At 71.3% G+C, this 19428-nt stretch carries 20 protein-coding genes and 1 pseudogene; 9 read left to right on the forward strand and 12 right to left on the reverse strand.

Annotated elements, in window-relative coordinates; all coding sequences use genetic code 11:
• Window positions 1-4: 4 nt before the first annotated feature.
• Entirely contained in the window at window positions 5-748 is a 744-nt protein-coding gene (locus ACQP1N_RS19675) for an IclR family transcriptional regulator (protein ID WP_433225801.1), read from the reverse strand.
• A 94-nt stretch (window positions 749-842) separates the two neighbouring features.
• Here ACQP1N_RS19675 and ACQP1N_RS19680 point away from each other — a divergent pair, with 94 nt between their 5' ends.
• The 4 genes from ACQP1N_RS19680 to ACQP1N_RS19695 all read left to right on the forward strand — a co-directional run bounded on the left by ACQP1N_RS19680 (window position 843) and on the right by ACQP1N_RS19695 (window position 4367).
• Complete coding sequence (locus tag ACQP1N_RS19680; RefSeq protein WP_067793606.1) at window positions 843-1640, forward strand: 2-keto-4-pentenoate hydratase; 798 nt, start codon at window positions 843-845, stop codon at window positions 1638-1640.
• On the forward strand, window positions 1637-2584 hold the full coding sequence (locus ACQP1N_RS19685) for an acetaldehyde dehydrogenase (acetylating) (RefSeq protein ID WP_084262423.1): 948 nt from the start codon (window positions 1637-1639) through the stop codon (window positions 2582-2584). Before ACQP1N_RS19680 ends, ACQP1N_RS19685 begins: the two co-directional genes overlap by 4 nt.
• On the forward strand, window positions 2581-3615 hold the full coding sequence (gene dmpG, locus ACQP1N_RS19690; protein WP_067793605.1) for a 4-hydroxy-2-oxovalerate aldolase: 1035 nt from the start codon (window positions 2581-2583) through the stop codon (window positions 3613-3615). The genes ACQP1N_RS19685 and dmpG overlap by 4 nt, the downstream gene beginning before the upstream one ends.
• Window positions 3616-3776: 161 nt before the next feature.
• Window positions 3777-4367: a TetR/AcrR family transcriptional regulator gene (locus tag ACQP1N_RS19695; RefSeq protein ID WP_067793630.1), complete on the forward strand. Its 591-nt coding sequence runs from the start codon at window positions 3777-3779 to the stop codon at window positions 4365-4367.
• A 3-nt stretch (window positions 4368-4370) separates the two neighbouring features.
• Here the strand turns inward: ACQP1N_RS19695 and ACQP1N_RS19700 are convergent, their stop codons facing one another.
• Together ACQP1N_RS19700 and ACQP1N_RS19705 are read right to left on the reverse strand one after the other, a co-directional pair.
• Window positions 4371-5213 (reverse strand): universal stress protein, encoded by an 843-nt coding sequence (locus tag ACQP1N_RS19700; protein WP_067793604.1) that lies wholly within the window; start codon window positions 5211-5213, stop codon window positions 4371-4373.
• Between the two features lie 21 nt (window positions 5214-5234).
• A complete protein-coding gene (locus ACQP1N_RS19705; protein ID WP_067793603.1) occupies window positions 5235-6143 on the reverse strand; it encodes a universal stress protein in 909 nt (302 codons plus the stop codon).
• Between the two features lie 133 nt (window positions 6144-6276).
• On the opposite strand from ACQP1N_RS19705, the gene ACQP1N_RS19710 reads away from it, so the two are divergent.
• Entirely contained in the window at window positions 6277-6843 is a 567-nt protein-coding gene (locus ACQP1N_RS19710) for an Rv1733c family protein (protein ID WP_067793602.1), read from the forward strand.
• A gap of 65 nt (window positions 6844-6908) precedes the next feature.
• Here ACQP1N_RS19710 and ACQP1N_RS19715 read toward each other — a convergent pair whose 3' ends face one another.
• The 8 genes and pseudogenes from ACQP1N_RS19715 to ACQP1N_RS19750 all read right to left on the reverse strand — a co-directional run bounded on the left by ACQP1N_RS19715 (window position 6909) and on the right by ACQP1N_RS19750 (window position 13105).
• Window positions 6909-7670, reverse strand: coding sequence for a sigma 54 modulation/S30EA ribosomal C-terminal domain-containing protein (locus tag ACQP1N_RS19715; protein WP_433225806.1), 762 nt, complete (start codon window positions 7668-7670; stop codon window positions 6909-6911).
• A 107-nt stretch (window positions 7671-7777) separates the two neighbouring features.
• Complete coding sequence (locus ACQP1N_RS19720; RefSeq protein WP_433225808.1) at window positions 7778-8341, reverse strand: GNAT family N-acetyltransferase; 564 nt, start codon at window positions 8339-8341, stop codon at window positions 7778-7780.
• Window positions 8342-8411: 70 nt separating this feature from the next.
• Window positions 8412-10778 carry an ATP-binding protein gene (locus tag ACQP1N_RS19725; RefSeq protein WP_433225810.1) on the reverse strand — a complete coding sequence of 789 codons (2367 nt, stop codon included), beginning with the start codon at window positions 10776-10778 and terminating at the stop codon, window positions 8412-8414.
• Window positions 10768-11409, reverse strand: coding sequence for a DUF6879 family protein (locus ACQP1N_RS19730; protein ID WP_067793601.1), 642 nt, complete (start codon window positions 11407-11409; stop codon window positions 10768-10770). Before ACQP1N_RS19730 ends, ACQP1N_RS19725 begins: the two co-directional genes overlap by 11 nt.
• Window positions 11402-11671: a hypothetical protein gene (locus ACQP1N_RS19735; RefSeq protein WP_433225812.1), complete on the reverse strand. Its 270-nt coding sequence runs from the start codon at window positions 11669-11671 to the stop codon at window positions 11402-11404. Before ACQP1N_RS19735 ends, ACQP1N_RS19730 begins: the two co-directional genes overlap by 8 nt.
• 355 nt (window positions 11672-12026) lie before the next feature.
• Window positions 12027-12230, reverse strand: coding sequence for a DUF397 domain-containing protein (locus ACQP1N_RS19740; RefSeq protein ID WP_242608888.1), 204 nt, complete (start codon window positions 12228-12230; stop codon window positions 12027-12029).
• A gap of 93 nt (window positions 12231-12323) precedes the next feature.
• A pseudogene (locus ACQP1N_RS19745) lies at window positions 12324-12386 on the reverse strand (hypothetical protein); the annotation flags it as partial.
• A complete protein-coding gene (locus ACQP1N_RS19750) occupies window positions 12383-13105 on the reverse strand; it encodes a DUF5753 domain-containing protein (RefSeq protein WP_433225814.1) in 723 nt (240 codons plus the stop codon). The pseudogene ACQP1N_RS19745 and the gene ACQP1N_RS19750, both read right to left, overlap by 4 nt.
• Window positions 13106-13622: 517 nt before the next feature.
• On the opposite strand from ACQP1N_RS19750, the gene ACQP1N_RS19755 reads away from it, so the two are divergent.
• From ACQP1N_RS19755 to ACQP1N_RS19770, 4 genes are read left to right on the forward strand one after another with little or no spacing between them, the layout of a single operon-like run.
• Window positions 13623-14423: a hypothetical protein gene (locus ACQP1N_RS19755; protein ID WP_433225816.1), complete on the forward strand. Its 801-nt coding sequence runs from the start codon at window positions 13623-13625 to the stop codon at window positions 14421-14423.
• On the forward strand, window positions 14399-15238 hold the full coding sequence (locus ACQP1N_RS19760; RefSeq protein WP_433225818.1) for a hypothetical protein: 840 nt from the start codon (window positions 14399-14401) through the stop codon (window positions 15236-15238). The genes ACQP1N_RS19755 and ACQP1N_RS19760 overlap by 25 nt, the downstream gene beginning before the upstream one ends.
• The gene (locus ACQP1N_RS19765; RefSeq protein WP_433225820.1) at window positions 15235-16173 is read left to right on the forward strand and encodes a hypothetical protein; all 939 of its coding nucleotides are present in this window, start codon (window positions 15235-15237) and stop codon (window positions 16171-16173) included. The genes ACQP1N_RS19760 and ACQP1N_RS19765 overlap by 4 nt, the downstream gene beginning before the upstream one ends.
• A 5-nt stretch (window positions 16174-16178) precedes the next feature.
• On the forward strand, window positions 16179-18413 hold the full coding sequence (locus ACQP1N_RS19770; protein WP_067793594.1) for an ATP-binding protein: 2235 nt from the start codon (window positions 16179-16181) through the stop codon (window positions 18411-18413).
• Here the strand turns inward: ACQP1N_RS19770 and ACQP1N_RS19775 are convergent.
• Window positions 18294-19400: a hypothetical protein gene (locus ACQP1N_RS19775; protein ID WP_433225824.1), complete on the reverse strand. Its 1107-nt coding sequence runs from the start codon at window positions 19398-19400 to the stop codon at window positions 18294-18296. The two genes, ACQP1N_RS19770 and ACQP1N_RS19775, sit on opposite strands and share 120 nt — an antisense overlap.
• Between the last annotated feature and the right edge of the window lie 28 nt (window positions 19401-19428).

Consider the following 19428-nt stretch of genomic DNA (forward strand, 5'->3'; position numbering starts at 1 on the left):
CGCGTCAGCGCGCGCCCTGGAGGATGCGGGAGAGGGTGAGCGCGGCGGTGTGCACGGCCGGGGCCACCGCGGCCAGCCGCATCTTCGTCGCCCATCCCGACACCGACAGCGCGCCGAGCGCCAGGCCGTCCGGGCCGAGGACGGGGCTCGCCGCGCACACGATCCCGGCACCGGACTCCTCCCGGTCGTAGGCCACGCCCTCGCGGTGGATCTTCTCCAGTTCCCGCGCGAGCAGCCCCGGCGCGGTGACGCTGCGCTCACTGGCCTTGACCAGGCCGGACTCCAGGACGGCCTGCACCGCCTCCGGCGGGGAGAACGCCAGGATCGCCTTGCCCACCCCGGTCACGTGCGCGGGCAGCCGGCCGCCGACCTTGGACGGCAGCCGGGGCCCGCCGGAGGAGCCGAGGATCTCCACGTAGACGACCTCGGCGCCCTCCAGCACCGCGAGATGGACGGTCTGCCGGGTCGCCTCCCGCAGGTCCGACATGTACGGGACGGCCGCGTCCCGCAGCACCCGCTGGCGCGGCACCCGCTGCCCGATCTCGAACAGCTTCAGCCCGAGCCGCACCCGCGGCCCGTCCCGCTCCAGGAGGCCGGCCTCGGCGAGCTCCAGGGCGATGCGGTGGGCGGTCGACTTCGGCAGGCCGCTGCGGCGGGCCAGTTCGGCGGCGCCGAGGCCGTCGTCGTCGGCCCGGAACGCGGTGAGCACCGCGACGGCGCGGCGCAGGAAGCTGTCGTCGGACGGCATGGAAGAAGTGTCCCACCACGCGGGACGCGCGCGTTGCCCGCCGTGGCCGCGGCGGGAGAGGCTCGGCCACGGCAGACAACGAAAGGACGGCCCAATGGATCCGGGTTCCGTGGAGAAGGCCGCGGCGGCGCTGCTCGACGCGTACGCGACCGGCACTCCCATCTCGCCGCTGACGAAGGACCATCCGGACATGTCGGTGGCCGACGCCTACGCGGTCCAGCTCGCCCAGGTCGAGGCGTGGACCGCCGCCGGCGCGCGGATCAAGGGCCACAAGGTCGGGCTGACCTCGGCCGCGATGCAGCGCCAGATGGGGGTGAACCAGCCGGACTTCGGTGTCCTGCTGGACACGATGTTCCTGCAGGACAGCGCCCCGATCGACACCGGCCGGTTCCTGCAACCGCGGATCGAGCCGGAGATCGCGTTCGTGCTCGGCCGGCCGCTGGCCGGGCCGGGCGCGACCGCCGCCGACGCCGTCGCGGCCGTCGAGTACGTGCTGCCGGCGCTGGAGGTCATCGACTCGCGCATCGCGGACTGGAAGATCACGCTGCCGGACACGATCGCCGACAACGCCTCCAGCGGCGGCGTCGTGCTCGGTACCCGCCCGGTCCGGCTGGACGACCAGGACCTGTCGCTGATGGGCTGCCTGCTGCGCCGCGACGGCGACCTGATCGACACCGGCGCGGGCGGCGCGGTGCTGGGCTCGCCGATCAACGCGCTGGTCTGGCTGGCCAACGTGCTCGGCGAGCGCGGCGTGACGCTGGAGGCGGGGCACGTGGTGCTGCCCGGTTCGATCACCGCGGCCGTGCCGGTCGCGCCCGGGGAGACCCTGACGGCGACGTTCGCCGGGATCGGTTCGGTGACCGCCCGGTTCGGAAAGGAGGAGCTGACATGAGCGAAGCGGACCGGGGGGCGCGGGAGACCGTCCCCTCGCCGGGAGCCGGGCGCAGGCTGAGCGCCGCGATCGTCGGCCCCGGCAACATCGGCACGGACCTGCTGGTCAAGCTGATGCGCAGCGAGCTGATCGACGTCCACTCGGTGGTCGGGGTGATCCCCGGGTCGGACGGGCTGGAGCGCGCCCGCAAGATGGGCGTCGAGGCGTCGGCGGAGGGCGTCGACTGGCTGCTGAAGCAGCCGACGCTGCCCGACCTCGTGTTCGAGTCGACGTCGGCGAAGGCGCATCTCGCCAACGCCCCCCGCTACGAAGAGGCCGGGATCACCGCGATCGACCTGACGCCGGCCGCGACGGGCCCGCTCGTGTGCCCGCCGGTGAACCTGGACACGCTGTCGGACGCCCCGAACCTCAACATGATCACGTGCGGGGGGCAGGCGACGATCCCGATCGTGCACGCGGTGTCGTCCGTCGTCCCGGTGCCGTACGCGGAGATCGTCGCGTCGATCGCGTCCCGCTCCGCCGGCCCCGGCACCCGCGCGAACATCGACGAGTTCACCCAGACCACGGCCCGCGCGATCGAGAAGGTCGGCGGTGCCGGGCGGGGCAAGGCGATCATCATCCTGAACCCGGTCGACCCGCCGATGATCATGCGGGACACGGTGTTCTGCGCGATCCCGCCGGACGCCGACACGGGGGCGATCCAGGAGTCGGTCGAGAAGATGGTGGCCGAGGTCGCCGTGTACGTCCCCGGCTACACGCTGCGGGCCGAGCCGCAGTTCGACGGGCCCCGCGACATCTGGAACGGGATGGCCCGCGTCGCGGTGTTCCTTGAGGTCCGCGGCAACGGCGACTACCTGCCGCCGTGGGCCGGCAACCTCGACATCATGACCGCGGCAGCCGCCCGGGTCGGCGAGCAGATCGCGCGCAGGAAGGCCACCTCATGACCGAGAAGACCGCTGAGAAGATCCGGATCACCGACTCGACGCTGCGCGACGGCAGCCACGCGATGGCGCACCGCTTCACCGAGGAGCAGGTCCGCGGTGTCGTGCACGCGCTGGACGCGGCCGGGGTGGAGGTCATCGAGGTCACGCACGGCGACGGCCTCGGCGGCTCGTCCTTCAACTACGGCTTCTCGCTGGAGGACGACGTCAAGCTCGTCGCCGCCGCCGTGGACGAGGCGACCCGGGCGAAGATCGCGGTGCTGATGCTGCCGGGCGTCGGCACGGTCGAGGATCTGAAGCTGGCGCATGACGCGGGCGCCGCCGTGGCGCGGATCGCGACGCACTGCACCGAGGCGGACGTGTCGCTGCAGCACTTCGCCGCCGCCCGGGACCTCGGCATGGAGACCGTCGGGTTCCTGATGATGGCGCACCGGGTCGAGCCGGACGTCCTGGCGAAGCAGGCCCGGATCATGGTGGACGGCGGCGCGCAGTGCGTCTACGTCGTCGACTCGGCGGGCGCGCTCGTCCTCGGCGACGCGCAGGAGCGGATCAGCGCGGTCGTCAAGGAGATCGGGCACGAGGCGCAGGTCGGGTTCCACGGCCACCAGAACCTGTCGCTGGGCGTCGCGAACTCCGTGCTGGCGCAGCAGAACGGCGCCCTGCAGATCGACGGGGCGCTGTGCGCGCTCGGCGCGGGGGCGGGCAACTCCCCGACCGAGGTCCTGGTCCCGACGTTCGAGCGGCTCGGCGTCCCGACGGGCGTGGACGTGCAGGGCGTGATGGCCGCCGCCGACGAGGTGGTGAAGCCGTTCCTGCACCGGCTGCCGTTCGCGGACCGCGGCGCGATCACGCAGGGGTACGCGGGCGTGTACTCCAGCTTCCTGCTGCACGCCGAGCGGGCGGCGGAGCGCTACGAGGTCCCGGCGCACGAGATCCTGCAGAAGGTCGGCGAGGCCGGCTACGTGGGCGGCCAGGAAGACATGATCATCGACGTGGCGCTGCAGCTGCGCGCGGAGCGCGAACGCGCGTCGTAGGGCGGCCCTGCACGAGGGGGCTCACGTCCGGGTCTTCCCGGAGGGCGCGGGGGCCGTTGCGAACGGCCGCCGCGCCCTTACCCGGACGCGGGGGAATGATGCCCGAACCCGGCCCTACCATGATCTTTGCACGGTGCAAGGGTTGGGATAGCTTGGGCGGCATGACCCACGAGGACCATCGCGCGTCGACTCCTCGCGGGCGGGCGCGCAGGGACCAGCTCGTACGGATCGGCCTCGACCTGCTCGCCGAGGGCGGCTGGCCCGCGGTCACGGCGCGGGCCGTCACGGACCGCGCCCGCACCCGTCCGGGCCTGCTGCACCACTACTTCAACGGGCTGCCGGGGCTGCACCTCGCGGTCGCGCAGCGCGCCAGCGAGCTGATCATCGATCCGGTGGTGGACGCGCTGCTCGCCGCGCCCGACACCCCGGCCGCGCTGCGCACGCTGCGCGATCTCGTCCCGGGCATGGTCGACGGCGAGCGCAACCTGCGGCTCGCCGCCGAACTGCTGGTGCGGGCGCTGCGGGACCCGCGGATGGGCGCCGAGCGGCGGGACTGGTCGCGGTCCGTCCGGGCCCGGATCGCCGCGCGGCTCGGCCACCTGTGCCCGGACTGGCCCATCGACCGCCGCGAGGGCACCGCGATGCTGTTCACCGCGGTGCTGGACGGCCTGCTGCTGCAGCTGATCCTCGACCCCGACCTGCCGGCCGATCCGGCGCTGCACGCCACCGAGGCGCTGGTCGCCGGTTCCTGACCGCTACTCGCGCGGGGCGTGCGCCACGGCCACCGGGGAGGCGGCGTGGTGCAGCAGCGCGTGGCCGACCGAGCCGAGCAGCAGGCCGCGGAAACCGCCGAGGCCGCGCGACCCGACGACGAGGAGCCCGGCGTTCTCCGCCTCGGCGATCAGCACCTCGCGGGGCTGCCCGATCACCACCTCGGTCCGGACCGGGACGCCGGGGAACTTCTCGCGCCAGGGCGCGACGAGCCGGACGAGCCGCTCCCCCGCGAACTCGCGCAGCGCCTCGGCGTCCAGCAGCGGGGCCTGCCCCGGCTCCAGGTCGGCGGGCCAGGCCACCACCGCGACCACTTCCGCGTCGCGCAGATTCGCCTCGGCGAACGCCAGGCCGAGCGCCTCCAGCGACGCCCGCGAGCCGTCCACGCCCACCACGACGGGCCCCTCGGCGCGCCGTTCCCGGACGACCACGACCGGGCACGGGGCGTGCGCGGCCAGCTCCACGGCCGTCGAACCGAGCACCAGACCGGCGAACCCGCCGCGGCCACGCGAGCCCACGACGACCAGTTCGGCGTCGGCGGCGGCCTCCATCAGCGCGGTCGCCGGACCGCCGCGGCCGAGCACGGCGTGCACGTCGTCGGTCTCCTCGCGGGCGTGCTTCACACCCTCGGCCACGACCTCCTCGGCCGCCAGCCGCAGGTCGGCGACGGGGATCGCCATCGGTCCCACGGCCGCGTACATCTCCCAGGCGTGCACCACGGTCAGCGGAACCTCCCGCAGCCTCGCCTCCACGGCCGCCCAGCGGACCGCCGCCTCACTCTGCGCGGACCCGTCATAGCCCACGACCACACCGCGTCGAACAGCCATCGTCGCTCCCTTCAACACTCCCTAGCGTTGCCGAGCGGGAACGCGGCGGGCAGGGGCGGGAGCCCGGTGTTGCGGGGACCTTCGTCCCGGCACGATCGCGACGGTGCAGCACGCCCGGCGCAGCATCGCCGCACTGGTCGCGCCCAGGGGGCCGAGGCCGGTGCCGGTGCCCCGGTCGCCGAGCACGAGGAGGCCGGCGTCGTCGGCCGCGGCCCGCAGCGCGTCGAACGGGCGCTCCAGCAGCGGCGACGCCTCGATGCGCAATTCCGGGTACCGCCGGCGCCACGGCGCCACGACCGCGTCCAGCTCGGCGGCCCGGGTCTTCTCCAGCAGTTCCCGGTCGTGGAACAGCGCCAGCTCCGGCTCGGCGACCGCGCCGGGCTCCCAGCAGCCGTAGACGACGTGCAGGTCCCAGCCGCGCAGCGCCGCCTCCTCGGCCGCGAACTCCAGGGCCGCCTCCGAGCCGGCCGACCCGTCGACGCCGACGACGACGCGGCGCGCGCCCGTCCCGCCCCGGACCGCGATCACCGGAAGCTCCGAGCGCGCCGACAGCTCCAGCGCCGGCGACCCCGCCTCGGGCACCACGGAGGCACCGATCACGACCAGCCGCGCGCCGCCGGACGCGCACAGCAGCGCCTCGGTGGCGGGACCGCGCCGCAGCCGCCTGCGGACGGCGCCTGGCACACCCAGCTCGTAGGCGCGGCGGACACCGCTGTCGAGCAGGTTCTCCCCCACCCGCTTCATGATCGCTTCGATGCCGGGGTCCGCGTGGCCCGCCGCATAGGGCCAGTGCCAGCAGTGGCACATCACCAGCCCGATCCTCCGGAGCCGCGCCTCCTCGACCGCCCAGCGCAGGGCCGCGTCGTTCTCCGCAGTCCCGTCGTATCCGAACAGGACGTGCGGCCATCGGCCTCTTTCCGCGCCGTTCATATCCCTGCCTCCCTCCTGCAAGTCTGCGCGCGACCCGCGGCGTCCAGAAGGGGACGAAAGTCCCGGCGCCCGGGACCTCCGGACCTGCCGGGGCTTTTTGCCCGGCCGTTACCGTCACCGGGAAGGAGGAGACATGGGAAGGCTCGGAAGCGTCCGCCACCGGCTCGGCTTCGACCACAACGACCTGCGCCGTCCCGTCGACCGCCGCCAGCGGGCGGTGGGCGTCGGCGCCGTCGTCCTGTTCGCGGGGCTCGCGCCGCCGGTCGCGGCCGTTCTCGCCGCCCAGACCTACGGGCAGGGCGTGCGGGCCGAGCGGCAGTCGGCCGCCTACCAGCGCATCGACGCCCGTATAACCCACGTGAAGGAGCGGGACGGTGTGGGCCTGCGGCACGCCTACGCCGAGCTGTCCTGGACGACGCGCGGCGGCCGTCCCCGCACGGCCGTCCTCCCGGCGGACAAATCCGTCAAGCCCGGCATGAGCCGGCGGATCTGGGTGGATTCATCCGGCGCCCTGGTCAGCCGCCCCCGCACCCGCACCGACACCGTCGCGGCCACGGCCGTGACCGCCACCGTGACGAGCATCGCCGTGGGTCTGCCCCTGCTGGTCTTCTACCGCCTCGCCCGCCGCCGCTACGACCGCCACCGCGAGGCCCTCTGGGACGAGAGCCTGATCACCCTCACCCACGGCAAGATCTTCTGACCCCCGTCTCCTCCTCCCTCGGGAACGCCGCCCCACCCGGCCGGGTGGGGCGGCGTTCCCATGGGTCACCGGGTGGATTCCAGAAGGCCGTAATGACCGTCGTAACGGTGGTAGAGGACCTTGCCCCGGCCGGTGGCGGCGTCGGCGAAGAACAGGAACGGCAGGCCGAGGGCCTCCATGCGTTCGACCGCCTCCGTCTCCTCGATGCGCGGCGCGTGGTGCGGGCTGACGCTCAGCGGGATCGCGTCCGGTCCCGCACGCTCGGCCTCGGGGTCGGCGAGCGCGAGCCGGTACCCGCCGTCCGCCCGGTAGAGCACGGCGTCCTGACCGGTCTCGACCTCGGTGAACAGCCAGAAGTCGTAACCCATGAGGTCCATGTCGAAGGCGGCCTCGTCCGGGGTCTGGGTCTCCGCCGCGAACGTCTTGCGCCGCACGATCTCCCGCTCACCGGGCGGGCGGACGTACGGGACGGGCCGGTGCGCGTGCCGCCCCGCCTTCGGGGCCCGGCTCGCCTCGCGCCGTCCGCCGATCCGCTCGAACCGGGCGCGCAGCAGGTCGGGCAGCAGGTCGATGGCCTCCTGCATCGTCGCCGCGGCCGCCTCGACCCGCACGGGACGCCCGTTGACATCGACGTTGGCCTGCGCCATGGCCGGCCGCTCCACCGCCGGGTCGGGCGCGATCGCCAGCTTGACGCGGGCGAACAGCACCGGCTCGGGCGCCTGCCGGAACGCCGACGCCACCTTGTCCCGCGCCGCCTCGGCGAACCGGTCCGGGACGTGTCCTCTGACGTCGAAGACCACTTCAGGAGCTTCCTGCGTACTCCTCATGTGCATCATGCGACCCCCTTGTTCTTTCTTGCCTCCACCTTTGCCCACGGGGTCCCGCCTCACCAGGGACCAACGTCCATCCCGGGAAGGACCTTCGCAACCCCAGGTCAACCGGCCTTTCGACCATGCCAATCGGCGGCCCTGAGCCGCCAGAGAAGGTGGCGCCGCAAGCGGTGCCCTTCCTCCACGAGGGGGTGGTCGAAGTCGTCGGCGGGGTCATGGGTCATGCCGAGGCGCTTCATGACGGCCTGGGACTTGAGGTTGGTGGTGCTGGTGAAGGAGACGACCTCGTCGAGCCCCAGGTCGCCGAAGCCGAAACCGAGGGCGCCCCGGGCGGCCTCGGTGGCGTAGCCGTGGCCCCAGGCGGACCGGGCGAGGCGCCAGCCGATCTCCACCGCGGGCATGAAAGGGGCGTGGAAGCGCGGTACCGACAGGCCGGTGAAGCCGATGAACCGGCCCGTGCCTGCGACCTCCACGGCCCAGAAACCGAACCCGTGTTCATCGAAGCGGGCCTCGATGGCGTCGACCAGCGCATCACTCTCGGCGCGGGTGAGGAGAGCCGGGAAATGCTCCATGACCTCCGGGTCGGCGTTCATCGCGGCGAACGGTTCGCGGTCGGCGGGTTCCCATCGGCGCAGCAGCAGCCGGCCGGTTCGCAGTGAGGCGGACACCGGCCGAGGCTACCGCCGCCCTCGATGGCCCCGGCATCGGCCGGAATCGTCCGGCGCCTCGTCTCCGGTCCTACGGGTGCAGGGCGTGTTCGATGCGGGCGCGCAGGCGGACGGCGGCCGGGTCGGTGAAGCCGGTGAGGTGGTGCAGGGCGTCCGCCCAGGGGTCGAGGGCTTCGGGGCGGCGGTCCAGCTCGGTGAGGACGGTCGCCAGGTTGTTCAGCGCCAGCGCCAGCGGCCAGCGGTTGTCGCCGTAGCCGCGCAGGATGTCGACGGCCCGGCGGTGGGCGTGTTCGGCTTCTTCGAGCCGGAACGGTTCCCTGCCCGCCTCGCCGTACCCGTCCCAGGCGAGGGCCTCGCGGACGCGGTCGCCGACCTGCCGGTGCAGTTCCACCGACCGCCGGCAGCCGGCCAGGGCCGCGCCGGCATCGCCCGCCTCGCGCTGCGCCCTGGCCAGTTCCAGCAGCCAGTACCCCTCCCAGGCCGGGTTGGCGTGGTCCCGCGCGATCGCGACGGCGCGGCCGGCGGCGTCCAGGGCGCCCGGCACGTCCGACCGGGACCGCCGGATCATGGCGAGCAGCCGGAGCGCGTTGCCCTCGCCGCCGCGTTCGGCGCGCTCGCGGAACAGTGCCAGGGCGTGCCGCACCATGGTCTCCGCCCCGTCCAGGTCGCCGAGTTCGGCGCGGGCCTCGCCGAGGTTGGCGGCGAGCACCGCCTCCCAGTGCGGGTCGTCCAGCGCCCGGTACACCCGCATCCCGCGTTCGAACATCTCCCGGGCCTCGTCGAGGCGCCGGCTGCGCAGGTAGACCAGGCCGAGGTCGTTCAGTGACAGCGCCTCGCCCTCGCGGTCGCCCGATTCCCTGCGGATCAGCAGCGCGGCGCCGTGCGACCGGGCACCCTCCTCCAGCCGGTGCGCCTGGGTGTAGGCCATGCCGAGGCTCTCCAGCAGTTCGGCCTCACCGGCCCGGTCGCCGGTCCGGCGCGCGGCCTCCAGGCCGATCCGGCTGGTGGTCACCCAGTCCTCGAACGGGTTGAAGCGCATGTAGATGTTGCGCAGCACCACCGACAGCTTCCACGCGTGCTCGGGCAGGCCGTTGTCGGCGGCGGCCCGCGTCGCCGCGACCAGGTTGGCGCGTTCCGCCTCGTACCATCGGACGGCGCCGTCGTAGGAGTCGAACCGCAGCGGTTCGACGTCGCGTTCCGGGCGCGGCAGCCGGACGTTGCGCTCCTGCGGGTTGATCCAGGTCTGCGCCGCGTCCGCCGTGTACAGGTACCAGGTCAGCATCCGCCGCATCGCACGGCGGTGCTCGTCCGGCCCGTCCTCCTGCCTGAACCTGTGCATGGCGTAACTCCGCAGCAGCTCGTGGAACTGGAAACGTCCCCCCGGCCCCGGTTCGAGTAAGTGCGCGCCGGTCAGCACCTCCAGCGGACGGCGTACCGCGCGCGGCCCCGTCCCGGCGAGTGCGCGCGCCGCGTCCGCGTCGAAATCCGGGCCGGGATGCAGCGCCAGGACGCGGAACAGCCCGGCCGCCGGCGCGGGCAGGGCCCCGTACGACCAGGTGAACACGGCGCGGATCGCGTCCGCGTCATCCGCGTCGTCCCCCGCGAGCGGTGTTTCGAGCAGGCCGGACTCGCCCTTCAGTTCCGCGATCATCTCGGCGAGCGGAGTCCACGGGCGGGCGATGACGCGTTCGGCGGCGACCCGCAGCGCCAGCGGAAGGTAGGCGCACACCTTCGCCAGCTCCGCCAGCCGCGCCTGGTCGTCCCGGCGGGGCGCGAGACCGGCCTCGCGCAGCAGCGTCACCGCCTCCCGTTCCGCCAGCAGCCGCAGTGTGATCCGCTCGGCGCCGTCCCGCGCGACGAGGCCCGGCAGTGTCCCGCGGCCCGTCACGACGACCGCGCAGCCGGGGGCGCCGGGCAGCAGCGGCCGCACCTGCGCGGGGCTCGCCGCGTTGTCCAGCACGATCAGCATCCGGCGGCCTGCCAGCAGCGACCGGTACAGCGCCGCGCACTGGTCCACGTCACCGGGGATCGCCTGCCGCGTAACGTCGAGCGCCGGCAGGAACCCTTCCAGGACGCGCAGCGGGGTGGCCGGTTCGCCCGGCGCGTGACCTCGCAGGTTCGCGTAGAGCTGGCCGTCCGGGAAGTGGTCCCGGCGGGAATGCGCCCAGTGGACGGCGAGGGACGTCTTGCCGACGCCTGCGGTGCCGACGACGAGCATGATCGGGTTTCGCCGGTCCTGCTCGTCGAGTGCCCGGTCGAGTAGGCCGAGCTCGCCCGTCCGGTTGACGAACCCGTGCGCGTCCCCCGGAAGCTGACGGGGCAACGGCGCGTTCCCCCGGGGCCGGTGGACGTGGACGCCGCCGCTGATGTCGCGGGCCTGGACGACGCTGCCGATGTCGGCGGCGGACAGCTCGGCGCGGGCGTCGTCACCCGCCATCGCACCTGGTGAGCGTGCTCCGGCGCGGCGGCGGCAAGCCGGCGACCCTCCGCCGGAAGAACGACTCCACGTCTTCGGCCCGGCGGAACAGTTCGCGGGTCGCGGCCACGACATCGGCGACGAGAGCGGGCGAGGTGAACCGGACCGCGCCGTCCAGCGCCCCCTCATCGTCGTAGATGATCCGGTACAGCGTGGACGCACCGAGGGTGATCAGCTCCGGCAGCGGCCGGGACCGCTCGTGCCGGGCGACCGCGTCGGCGTCCACCACCCGGATGGCCTCGCCGCACTCGGCCCGCAGCCTGAGCAGATGCAACTCCCACTGGAGGTACGGGGTCAGCGGTTCCTCGACCACCCGCACGCGGTAGAGGCCGATGCGCTTCTCCCTGGCCCGCGTGGAGAATTCCGCAATCCATTCCCGCTCGTCGTCGATCAGCCGGATCGCCGTGTCCCAGTCACCGCGCGCGAAGGCGTCCCAGCTCGGGAACCCGGGCTCGATGAAATGCTGGGCGCGCTCCAGCTTCCAGGAGTCCTCGCCCTCGATCGTCCACTGCCGATCCCGGAAGTCATGACGATATTCCTCCAGGGGCAGACGCTCCCCGAGTGAATCGTTGAGACGGGTGAGATCAGGCATCGGGAATATCGTGTTTCGCCGCGATCAGAGTGCTGCGCGGGATGATCACGATCCGCTCGTCCGCCGCGACGGCGGCGTCTCCCGGCAACCTGGACAGATAAGCGTCCGTGAGGTCGCGGCCGATCACTGCGACATCACCGTTGTCGAGCTCCCAGATGTCCGGGCAGCCGTCCCACCCGCCAGTGTTCCCCAGTTCTTGCGCCGATTTCCCGAGGCGCCGCAGGAACGACGCGGCGACATCGGCTTCCCATGGCCGATTCATCAGGGTGGCTCCGAAAATTCGATGACTTCCGGCGAAGAAACTACGCGTGAACCTTGTTCATGTCAAGAAGTTGACCTTCTCGACTAAACGCACGAATCACCGCAAACACATAGATACCGCAGCAGCATTTTCGTCCCGTTCCAAAATCGCCCGGCCCAGGGCCGAATGCACAGGTTCGGATTGTCCGAATGTGGCCGCGATCCGCCGGGTCGTGCGGCCGGGGCCGCGATCAAGCACCTGGAGGACACCGGCCCGCAGCGGCGGCACATCATGATGGGGCAACGAAGCAGGGGCGGACGTGAAAAGCCCCCGGCCCGCGCACTCCGCACGGTACGGGGGCTCCTTCTCGTCTGGGTCAGGTCAGGTCGAGGGTGCCGCCCTTGATCCGGTCCGCGAACGCCTGCCATGCGGCCGGCTCGAAGATCAGCTTCGGCCCGTCCGGATCCTTGGAGTCCCGAACCGCCACCGCCGCCGCCAAGTCCGCCACCTCGACGCACGCACCCCCGGTGTCCGTACTGCGGCTGCTCTTCTGCCACTCAGCAGCGAAGATTGGCAGCATGGGCGCTACCTCGACGCACTGGTCCCCGGTATCAGTGCTGTAGCTGCTCTTCTGCCACCCTGACGGCACCAACATAACCTCAACGCACTGTCCGCCAGTGTCAGCGCTGTGGCTGCTCTTGCGCCATTGCACAGCCCACGGGTGCTGTGTGTTCATAGGCTCTCCAAGATCGTCCGGAGGAGGCTCAGGGAGTCCTCGGCTGTCATCGCCGAAGCCCTGATCAAATCGAAACGTACCCCATACTTCCGGACAGCCATAGGGTGATCGACGATCTGGCCACCTATGTGACCCTCGACGCGCACAGCACCCGGCTCCTCCTGGAAACCCAGGATTGTGAATGCACCAGGCAATCCCTCGTAGGCGCCCTTGGTGGTCGGGACAATCTGGATTGTGATGTCGGGCAGTTCCGCTAGCTCGATGAGGTGCTGGATCTGCTTTTTCATCACGTCCAGGTTTCCGATCGGACGACGGATGGCGCCCTCATCGAAGATTGCGACCACGTGGGGCGGGTTCTCCCGCCCAAGGATCTCCTGTCGCTCCATCCGAGTTGCAACGAGCTGCTCGACCGCGTCGGCTGTCTTCCCCAGCTTGAGCACCTCGCGTGCGTACTCGGGCGTCTGGAACAGCCCGGTGATGACCATGGTCTCGAAGATGTAGACCACCTCGGCCTCTCGTTCCCGCGCGATGAAGTCAGGGAAGCCCGGGGGCAGGACGGCGAGGCGGCCGAAGTCCTGGATCCACTCCCAGATGCGGTAGAAGGACCCGTTCGTCGTGAAGAAGGTGTCGCACGCCATGGCGAACTCGTCGGAAGGTGCGGAATTGCCCGATTCGATCTGTCCGATCCACTGCGGGGTGAATCCGAGCCTCTTGCTCATCTGTGGCCGGGACAAATCGGACGCTTCGCGATAAGCCCGTAGTTCCGTACCGAAGTACTCGGCCGGCGAGGACGGGACACCGGGGTCGCGGGGGCGACGGGGCATGGGGAGCCTCCAAGATACGAAAGCGATGCGACTTGCCGATCGCATGCGGGGGGGTTTCTTTCGCCTGACTTCTTGCTCTTACAGAAGATAACCCGATCACAGGAAGATTGGGGGCGGTAACGGAGAGAAATCACACCGAAAGTTCGTACTGATCATGGACACGCCCGCCAATCCCGCTGACCAGGCGTTGACTCGACTCCGCGAGGACTTCCCGGGTCACCGAATCTGGCGTACCACACGCCACGACGGAAGGCCCGGTTTCTGGGTTGCCGCTATGCGCTCCCCAAAGGCCGGTGTAGAGCCGACCGTTGTACGCAACACCGCAGAAGAACTCCGTAAGGCGCTCACCGACGAACTCCGTCGCGCGTCCAAGCGAAGGAAGTCGGACCCCAGTAAGTGGGTGCGTTGGTAAATGAAGCGGGTCGAACCGAAGAACCTGAACGCCGGTGCCCCGATTTCCCCCGTTACGGTCCACCTTGACCGACTTGCGCAAGAAGTCATCCGTGAAGGATGGAAGGCCGTCCCGCGCTACGACGGCCCGTTCCCGCTCCTCCGGGTCTTCGGCCCGGCCGTGCCGGACTTCGGCGAGAGCATCACGTCCGTCCCCGGAACGACACCCGACATCTGGTTGTACCGGTCGAGCACCGGCGAGGACCTCGCCCCGCACACTGAGCCCGTCCGCGCGGCCGAGCGGATCACCCGGATCCTCACCCCGTACGTGACGGCCGCCCTCGCGGCCCAGACGCACCAGCGGGGAACGACCGGCGCACCACGGCTCACTCCCCCGCCCGACTCGGCCCGGCCTTTCGCGACGGAAATCACCGAGTCGCAGGAGCGCTCCGGCGTCCTCTGCTGGTGGGGTGCCTGCACCGGGCAGTGGTGGGCGCTCATCCCCGGCGGGACGCAGCAGGAGATCATCAACGCATCTGACCCGGAAGCCCTGCTCGGGGACCGGACGCCGCGTGTCCGGAGACGGGCACGGGGGCCGGCGCACCGTTTCTGTTTCGGGGTGGTGAGAACCATGGTCACCACGGCGATCAATGGCGGAATGGGCCGGATCTCCAAACGCGCGGGCGTCAGTCCGGAAGTGGCCTTGGCGAAAGTCTCATATTGCGCAACAGAATGCCTTTATCCTGCTGCCCCACGCGAGTTACGGTTCTCGCGAAGGACGACGCGGGAGGACCCTGCATGGGGTGGCAGGTCGGCCGTGTGATGTCAGCCGTGCTGCTGGGGCAGCTCGCCCTGCTGGCCATGGCCGGTGGTACCGCCGAGGCCGCGCCCACCCCCGATCCCACCGCGGACGGCAGCACCCTGTACTGCCTGAAATCCGAGAACGCACGTCCGCTTGTGGACGCCGCCGTCAAACTGGAGGCCGCCCGCAAGGCGGCGGACGGCGATCACCTCGTCCTGACGAGCGGGACCCCCGGGCAGGGGCTCACCGTGGCGCAGTGGCAGCGCAGTGATCCGGCGGGGTTCAGGCGCGCCTGCGCGGCGCTCACCGCCGAACGGAAACTGCCTTCGCCCCGGTCCGTGTCCCCGCAGTGGTGGACCACCGGGTTCACGACGTTCCTCGGCCTGGTCTCCGCGGCCTTCGGCGCGATGCTCACAGTCGGGGTGAACAGGCTCGGGGCCGGGCACGCCGCCGCGGAACGGGCGGCCGCCGATCTGCACGCGGCGGCGACCTCCTACGCACGCGCCTGCCGGGCCTGCCTGCACGCCTGGCGCACCCGGCAGGGACGCGAGAAGGAACCGGCCATGGACGAGCCCCTGAGCGTGCTCACGGCGGAACTGCGGCGCACCGCGAACCGGTACCGGAAGTGGTGGCTGCCCAAGAGCCTGGGTGAGGACGTCGCGAAACTGGACGCGGACATCAGGCGAATGCGCTGGCCCGAACAGGCCGATCAGCGCGGCACGGCGGTGGACGAACTCCTCGCCCGGCTGGACAAGGCGCAGGAAGAGGCGCTGAAGATCGCCGCGGCCCTCGAACGTCCCCGGCGGCTCGGCAAGACCATGCGGCGTCCGGCATGACCGAGCCGGACGGGCGCGTCAATCCGCTCAGGCGACCGGAGAACCGGTTCCATGCCGCCCCCGCGCTGCAGTGCACGTGCGGAGGCGACTGCCAGAAGTGCCACATCGCCGTCGACAACACGGAACCGTGCTACGAGATCTTCCAGGAGGTCATGAAGGACCTGGGCGCGCTCCAGGAGGCCGGCCTGTTCGCCGTGGCCCACGGGCCGTCGCGATGCGGCAAGACCTCGCTCCTCAACCGCTGCGCCACCAGCGCGGCGCGCGCGCTGAACGCGCAGGGGGTACAGGCGCGCGAGATCTCGCTCGCCCATGTCGGGCAGAGCCCGGACCTGACGACCAAGCAGCGCGTCGTCATGGTGGGCCGGCGGCTCGCCATCGAGGCCGCCAAGACCCAGGACGTGTTCGACTCCGGCCGGTACACCGCGCCCGCGGACAGCGGCGACGAGCCGCCGACGCTGGAGGAGTACATGCGCGCCGTCGGCGACGCCGTCCTGGACGGGCACGTCCTCATCGTGCGGACGCCGCGCGCCGAGCAGGCCACCGAGGTGGCCCAGTACTGGTCGGGCACCTCCAGAAAGCTCCTGATCTTCGCCGAGACCACGGCGGTGAACCTGCCGCACATTCCCGAGCAACCGGTGGGCGAGGCGCATCCGCTCCGCCTTAACCTCGGCATCCTCAAGCGCGGTGACGTGGCGGAGTTCGCCCGCTCCCGAATCCACGTCCCGGGGTGCGGGCGGACGTTCCCGGACCTCGATATCGGCGCGCTCGAAACCTTCTACGGAGACCCGCCAATGGTGACAATAGGAGCTGTGCAGAAATTACTGTACAATATCTATGAGCACTATTTACACAACCCCTGGCCCGATGGAAATATAATCAGGGCGGAAGATCTGTGGCGGTATGTCCGGGAGAATCCAGAGGGGCAGGAGGGTTGACCGTCATGAACGCGCCCGAAGCGCAGCGTCAGCGCCCGATCGACGACAACCCCTTCCCCGACCGGGCGGCCGCCGAGACCCAGGGGCTGGACGACGAGGTCACCAGCATCGACACCGAGGCCGTCCATACGGCGGTCACGCTGCTGGACGGCTATTTCCGGCGGACGGCCGACAAGGGCGCCGCGCTCGCGGTCTCCGGTGAGCACGGCACCGGCAAGACGCACCTACTCTTTCAGCTGCTCCGCCGGGCCAAACGCCACGGCCCGGACGCCCGGTTCGTCTATGTGGACGCCCATAAAGGCACGTTTCACAACCTGTACCGCAACAACTTCCTCATGCAGTTCGACCGGGACGACATGACCGACCGGGTCCGCGAGTACTACGCGAACATCGTCGCCGACTCCCTGGAGAACACCGGTTTCCCCGCCGACATCACCGAACGCCTCCGCACCACCGATATCGACCCGCAGAAATTCGTCCGCCAGTTCAACCTCGCCGAAAGCACGTTCCTGGCGGACCTGAACGCCGGCCTCGCCCGGGTCACCCGGAACGAGGAGTTCGGCGCCGCGCTCGTCCTGCTGCTGAGGGCCGACCTCCGCGACGCCGTGTGGGAATGGCTGCGCGGCGAGCAGCCGAGCCCGCTGCTGGTCGAACGCGGCATCGAGAGCCGCATCACCAGCGACGCCCAGGCGCTGGAGGCGATGGGCGTGATCGCGCTGCTCTACCGCGGCCGCGCCCGGCACCTCGTGCTGACGTTCGACCAGTTGGACAAGGTGCTCCCCGGCCCCACCCCGCCCAGGCCCGACACGGTGACCGCACTGCAGCGGCTGATCGAGCTGATGGCCGCCCAGGGCATCTTCCTCGTCCTGTCCGGCCTGCCGGAGTTCCTCGGCGGCATCGGCCGGCACGGGCAGGACCACGGGCTCAGCGCGGCGATCAGCACCGAGGGCCTGTCACCCGCGGAGGTGCGCTCCTACATCGAGAAGAACATCGCCCGCACCGGCTACCGCGAGCCGCTCGGGCCGTTCTCGCCGCAGATCGTCGAGTTCATCGCCGAACTCGCCGGGCACAGCGCCCGCAAGATGATCCAGATATGCCACGCCTGCTACCAGGAGTCGCTGACGAGCCGCGAGGTCACCAGCGACATGGTCCTGCGGGCGGCCCGCAGCCGGGTCGAGGCGGAGAGCGTCGTCCGCGACCGGATCACCGCGGAACTGCACAAGCAGGCCCGCGAGTACCACGTGGACCACCCGGTGAACGGGACCGGTGACGGGCCGCGCGCACCGTACTGGGTCCCGGCCGCCGACACCGGCTGCGCGCTGTTCCTGCAGAACTCGCTCGTCGTGCCCGAGGACACCACCGACGTGATCGCGCACGCCGACGCGGTCCGGGCCGCCGCGCCGGGGGCGCGCACCGCGCTGATCGTCAACGGCTTCCTGTCGGAACAGGCCAGGGATGCGGTGGGCGGGCACTTCACCGAACCGCCGCTGATCTACGCCGCGGAACGGTTCCCCGACGAGTTCTCCTGGCTGATGCGCCGCATGACCGAGCAGCTGGAGGCGTCCGGCGACGACCAGATGCGGGGCGTCCGGGCGAGCGTCAGCCGGCTCGCCGAGGCGCAGGGCACCACCCAGAACTTCCTGGAGATGCTGGCGTACCAGGTCGAATCGATGCGCAGCGCGTCCGAGCAGCAGTACGCCGACCTGTCCCGGCGGCTCCAGTCCCTCGGCCGCGACGAGGACCCCGCACCGCTGCCGGACGAGGTGGAGCAGATGTTCGCCGAGGTGCTGACCACCCTGAAGGAGATCACCGACGTGCGGACGGCGCTCGCCGGCATGTTCGGCGAACGCTCCCCGGGCGTCGCCTCCGGGCTGCTGCTCCGCCTGCAGAACAGCGGTGTCGTGCGGGCGGTGGGAGCCGCCACCCTGGCCGAAACGATGATCGGCGCCCTGCACGAAGCGGTACGGGACTGGTACCGGCGGCTGGACGGCCCGCCCACCGCCGAGCAGCATGCCGCCCTGGACGCCCTCTGCCGGAACTACGAGACCGTCATGGAGTACCTGCCGATCCAGGTGCTCGAAACACTGGCGCGCCAGACCTCGGACCCGCTGCCCGGGGGATCAGTCACGCGGCGGGATGCGCTGGGCCTTCCACAGACGGACCTGTACACGCTGCTGAGCGACCTTGCGTACCGGATCCGCCGGCACTTCGGTCCGGGCGGGCTCGGTCACCTCCCCTGACACCGCCGCACCCGGGAGCGTCCGCGGCACGGACACCGCCTCGGCCGTCCGCGCCCGGTGGGCGTGGAGACCGTTGGCCGCCAGATACAGCAGGTTGACCACCAGGATGGCGGGGGCGACGACCGCGACGGTGCCGCCGAAGACCGGCTCCAGCAGCAGCGCCAGGATGATCGCGGTGATGCCGTTCTGCTGCGCGAACGCCAGCAGCACCTTGTCCTGCACGGACTGCGAGCGCGTGAGCGGCAGGCTCACCAGCGCGTGCGCCGCGAACGCCGCCACGCCGAGCACCACTCCGGGCAGCGGTGAGACGCCCAGCGACAGCACGACGCCGAGCAGCACCGCGGCCAGCAGGAACGCCACGTCGATCGACCTGTCGAGGATCCGGTCCACGGCCTGCGGGCGCGACCGCAGCACCGGCCGGATGCTCAGCCCCACGAGCGCGACGGCCAGCACCCACATCCGCCACGTCCCGACCGCGAACACCGCCGCCAGCACCAGGCACGCGACGGGGAACTCCCACCGCGGCGCCGCCCTGCGCACCAGCCGGTGCAGCAGGACGGCCGCGGCCGCCACCCCGAGATTGCCCAGCAGATCGACGGTGAACATGGAACCGCTGAATTCGGGATGTGCGGACACCGCGCCGTCCCGGAACGGCAGGGCCAGCGCCGCGGCGTAGATGGTGAGCAGCGTCGTCACCGGATCATCGAAGGACGCCCAGGCCAGCAGCAGACCCCGGCCGCGGCGCGACAGCCGCGACGACTCGCCGAGAGCGCTCACCGACAGGGGGTCGATCTGCGCCACCGCGACGCCCAGCACCAGGAACGCCGGATTCCGGAACACCGCCAGCATCACCGCGGTGATCAGGACGGCCTTGAGGAACACGCCCACGGTGACGGCGAGGACGATGGTACGCAGATCGGAGCGCAGATGCCGCAGGTCGATGGCGCGGGTACTGCCGTACAGCCCGAGAGCCAACAAAAAGGCCACAAATGGGGAATAAAACGGTCCGCCCAAA

The sequence above is a fragment of the Actinomadura formosensis genome (assembly GCF_050948385.1).
Classification (GTDB): Bacteria; Actinomycetota; Actinomycetes; order Streptosporangiales; family Streptosporangiaceae; genus Spirillospora; species Spirillospora formosensis.

What these genes read in the sequence shown, in the direction of transcription:
- ACQP1N_RS19740 (WP_242608888.1), bottom strand. Translation starts at nt 12,230, where the DNA reads ATGCTGCCAATCTTCGCTGCTGAGTGGCAGAAGAGCAGCCGCAGTACG.
- ACQP1N_RS19695 (WP_067793630.1), top strand. Translation starts at nt 3,777, where the DNA reads ATGACCCACGAGGACCATCGCGCGTCGACTCCTCGCGGGCGGGCGCGC.
- ACQP1N_RS19760 (WP_433225818.1), top strand. Translation starts at nt 14,399, where the DNA reads ATGGGGTGGCAGGTCGGCCGTGTGATGTCAGCCGTGCTGCTGGGGCAG.
- ACQP1N_RS19705 (WP_067793603.1), bottom strand. Translation starts at nt 6,143, where the DNA reads ATGAACGGCGCGGAAAGAGGCCGATGGCCGCACGTCCTGTTCGGATAC.
- ACQP1N_RS19715 (WP_433225806.1), bottom strand. Translation starts at nt 7,670, where the DNA reads ATGAGGAGTACGCAGGAAGCTCCTGAAGTGGTCTTCGACGTCAGAGGA.
- ACQP1N_RS19710 (WP_067793602.1), top strand. Translation starts at nt 6,277, where the DNA reads ATGGGAAGGCTCGGAAGCGTCCGCCACCGGCTCGGCTTCGACCACAAC.
- ACQP1N_RS19700 (WP_067793604.1), bottom strand. Translation starts at nt 5,213, where the DNA reads ATGGCTGTTCGACGCGGTGTGGTCGTGGGCTATGACGGGTCCGCGCAG.
- dmpG (WP_067793605.1), top strand. Translation starts at nt 2,581, where the DNA reads ATGACCGAGAAGACCGCTGAGAAGATCCGGATCACCGACTCGACGCTG.
- ACQP1N_RS19730 (WP_067793601.1), bottom strand. Translation starts at nt 11,409, where the DNA reads ATGCCTGATCTCACCCGTCTCAACGATTCACTCGGGGAGCGTCTGCCC.
- ACQP1N_RS19765 (WP_433225820.1), top strand. Translation starts at nt 15,235, where the DNA reads ATGACCGAGCCGGACGGGCGCGTCAATCCGCTCAGGCGACCGGAGAAC.
- ACQP1N_RS19680 (WP_067793606.1), top strand. Translation starts at nt 843, where the DNA reads ATGGATCCGGGTTCCGTGGAGAAGGCCGCGGCGGCGCTGCTCGACGCG.
- ACQP1N_RS19685 (WP_084262423.1), top strand. Translation starts at nt 1,637, where the DNA reads ATGAGCGAAGCGGACCGGGGGGCGCGGGAGACCGTCCCCTCGCCGGGA.
- ACQP1N_RS19755 (WP_433225816.1), top strand. Translation starts at nt 13,623, where the DNA reads ATGAAGCGGGTCGAACCGAAGAACCTGAACGCCGGTGCCCCGATTTCC.
- ACQP1N_RS19675 (WP_433225801.1), bottom strand. Translation starts at nt 748, where the DNA reads ATGCCGTCCGACGACAGCTTCCTGCGCCGCGCCGTCGCGGTGCTCACC.
- ACQP1N_RS19750 (WP_433225814.1), bottom strand. Translation starts at nt 13,105, where the DNA reads ATGAGCAAGAGGCTCGGATTCACCCCGCAGTGGATCGGACAGATCGAA.
- ACQP1N_RS19725 (WP_433225810.1), bottom strand. Translation starts at nt 10,778, where the DNA reads ATGGCGGGTGACGACGCCCGCGCCGAGCTGTCCGCCGCCGACATCGGC.
- ACQP1N_RS19770 (WP_067793594.1), top strand. Translation starts at nt 16,179, where the DNA reads ATGAACGCGCCCGAAGCGCAGCGTCAGCGCCCGATCGACGACAACCCC.
- ACQP1N_RS19735 (WP_433225812.1), bottom strand. Translation starts at nt 11,671, where the DNA reads ATGAATCGGCCATGGGAAGCCGATGTCGCCGCGTCGTTCCTGCGGCGC.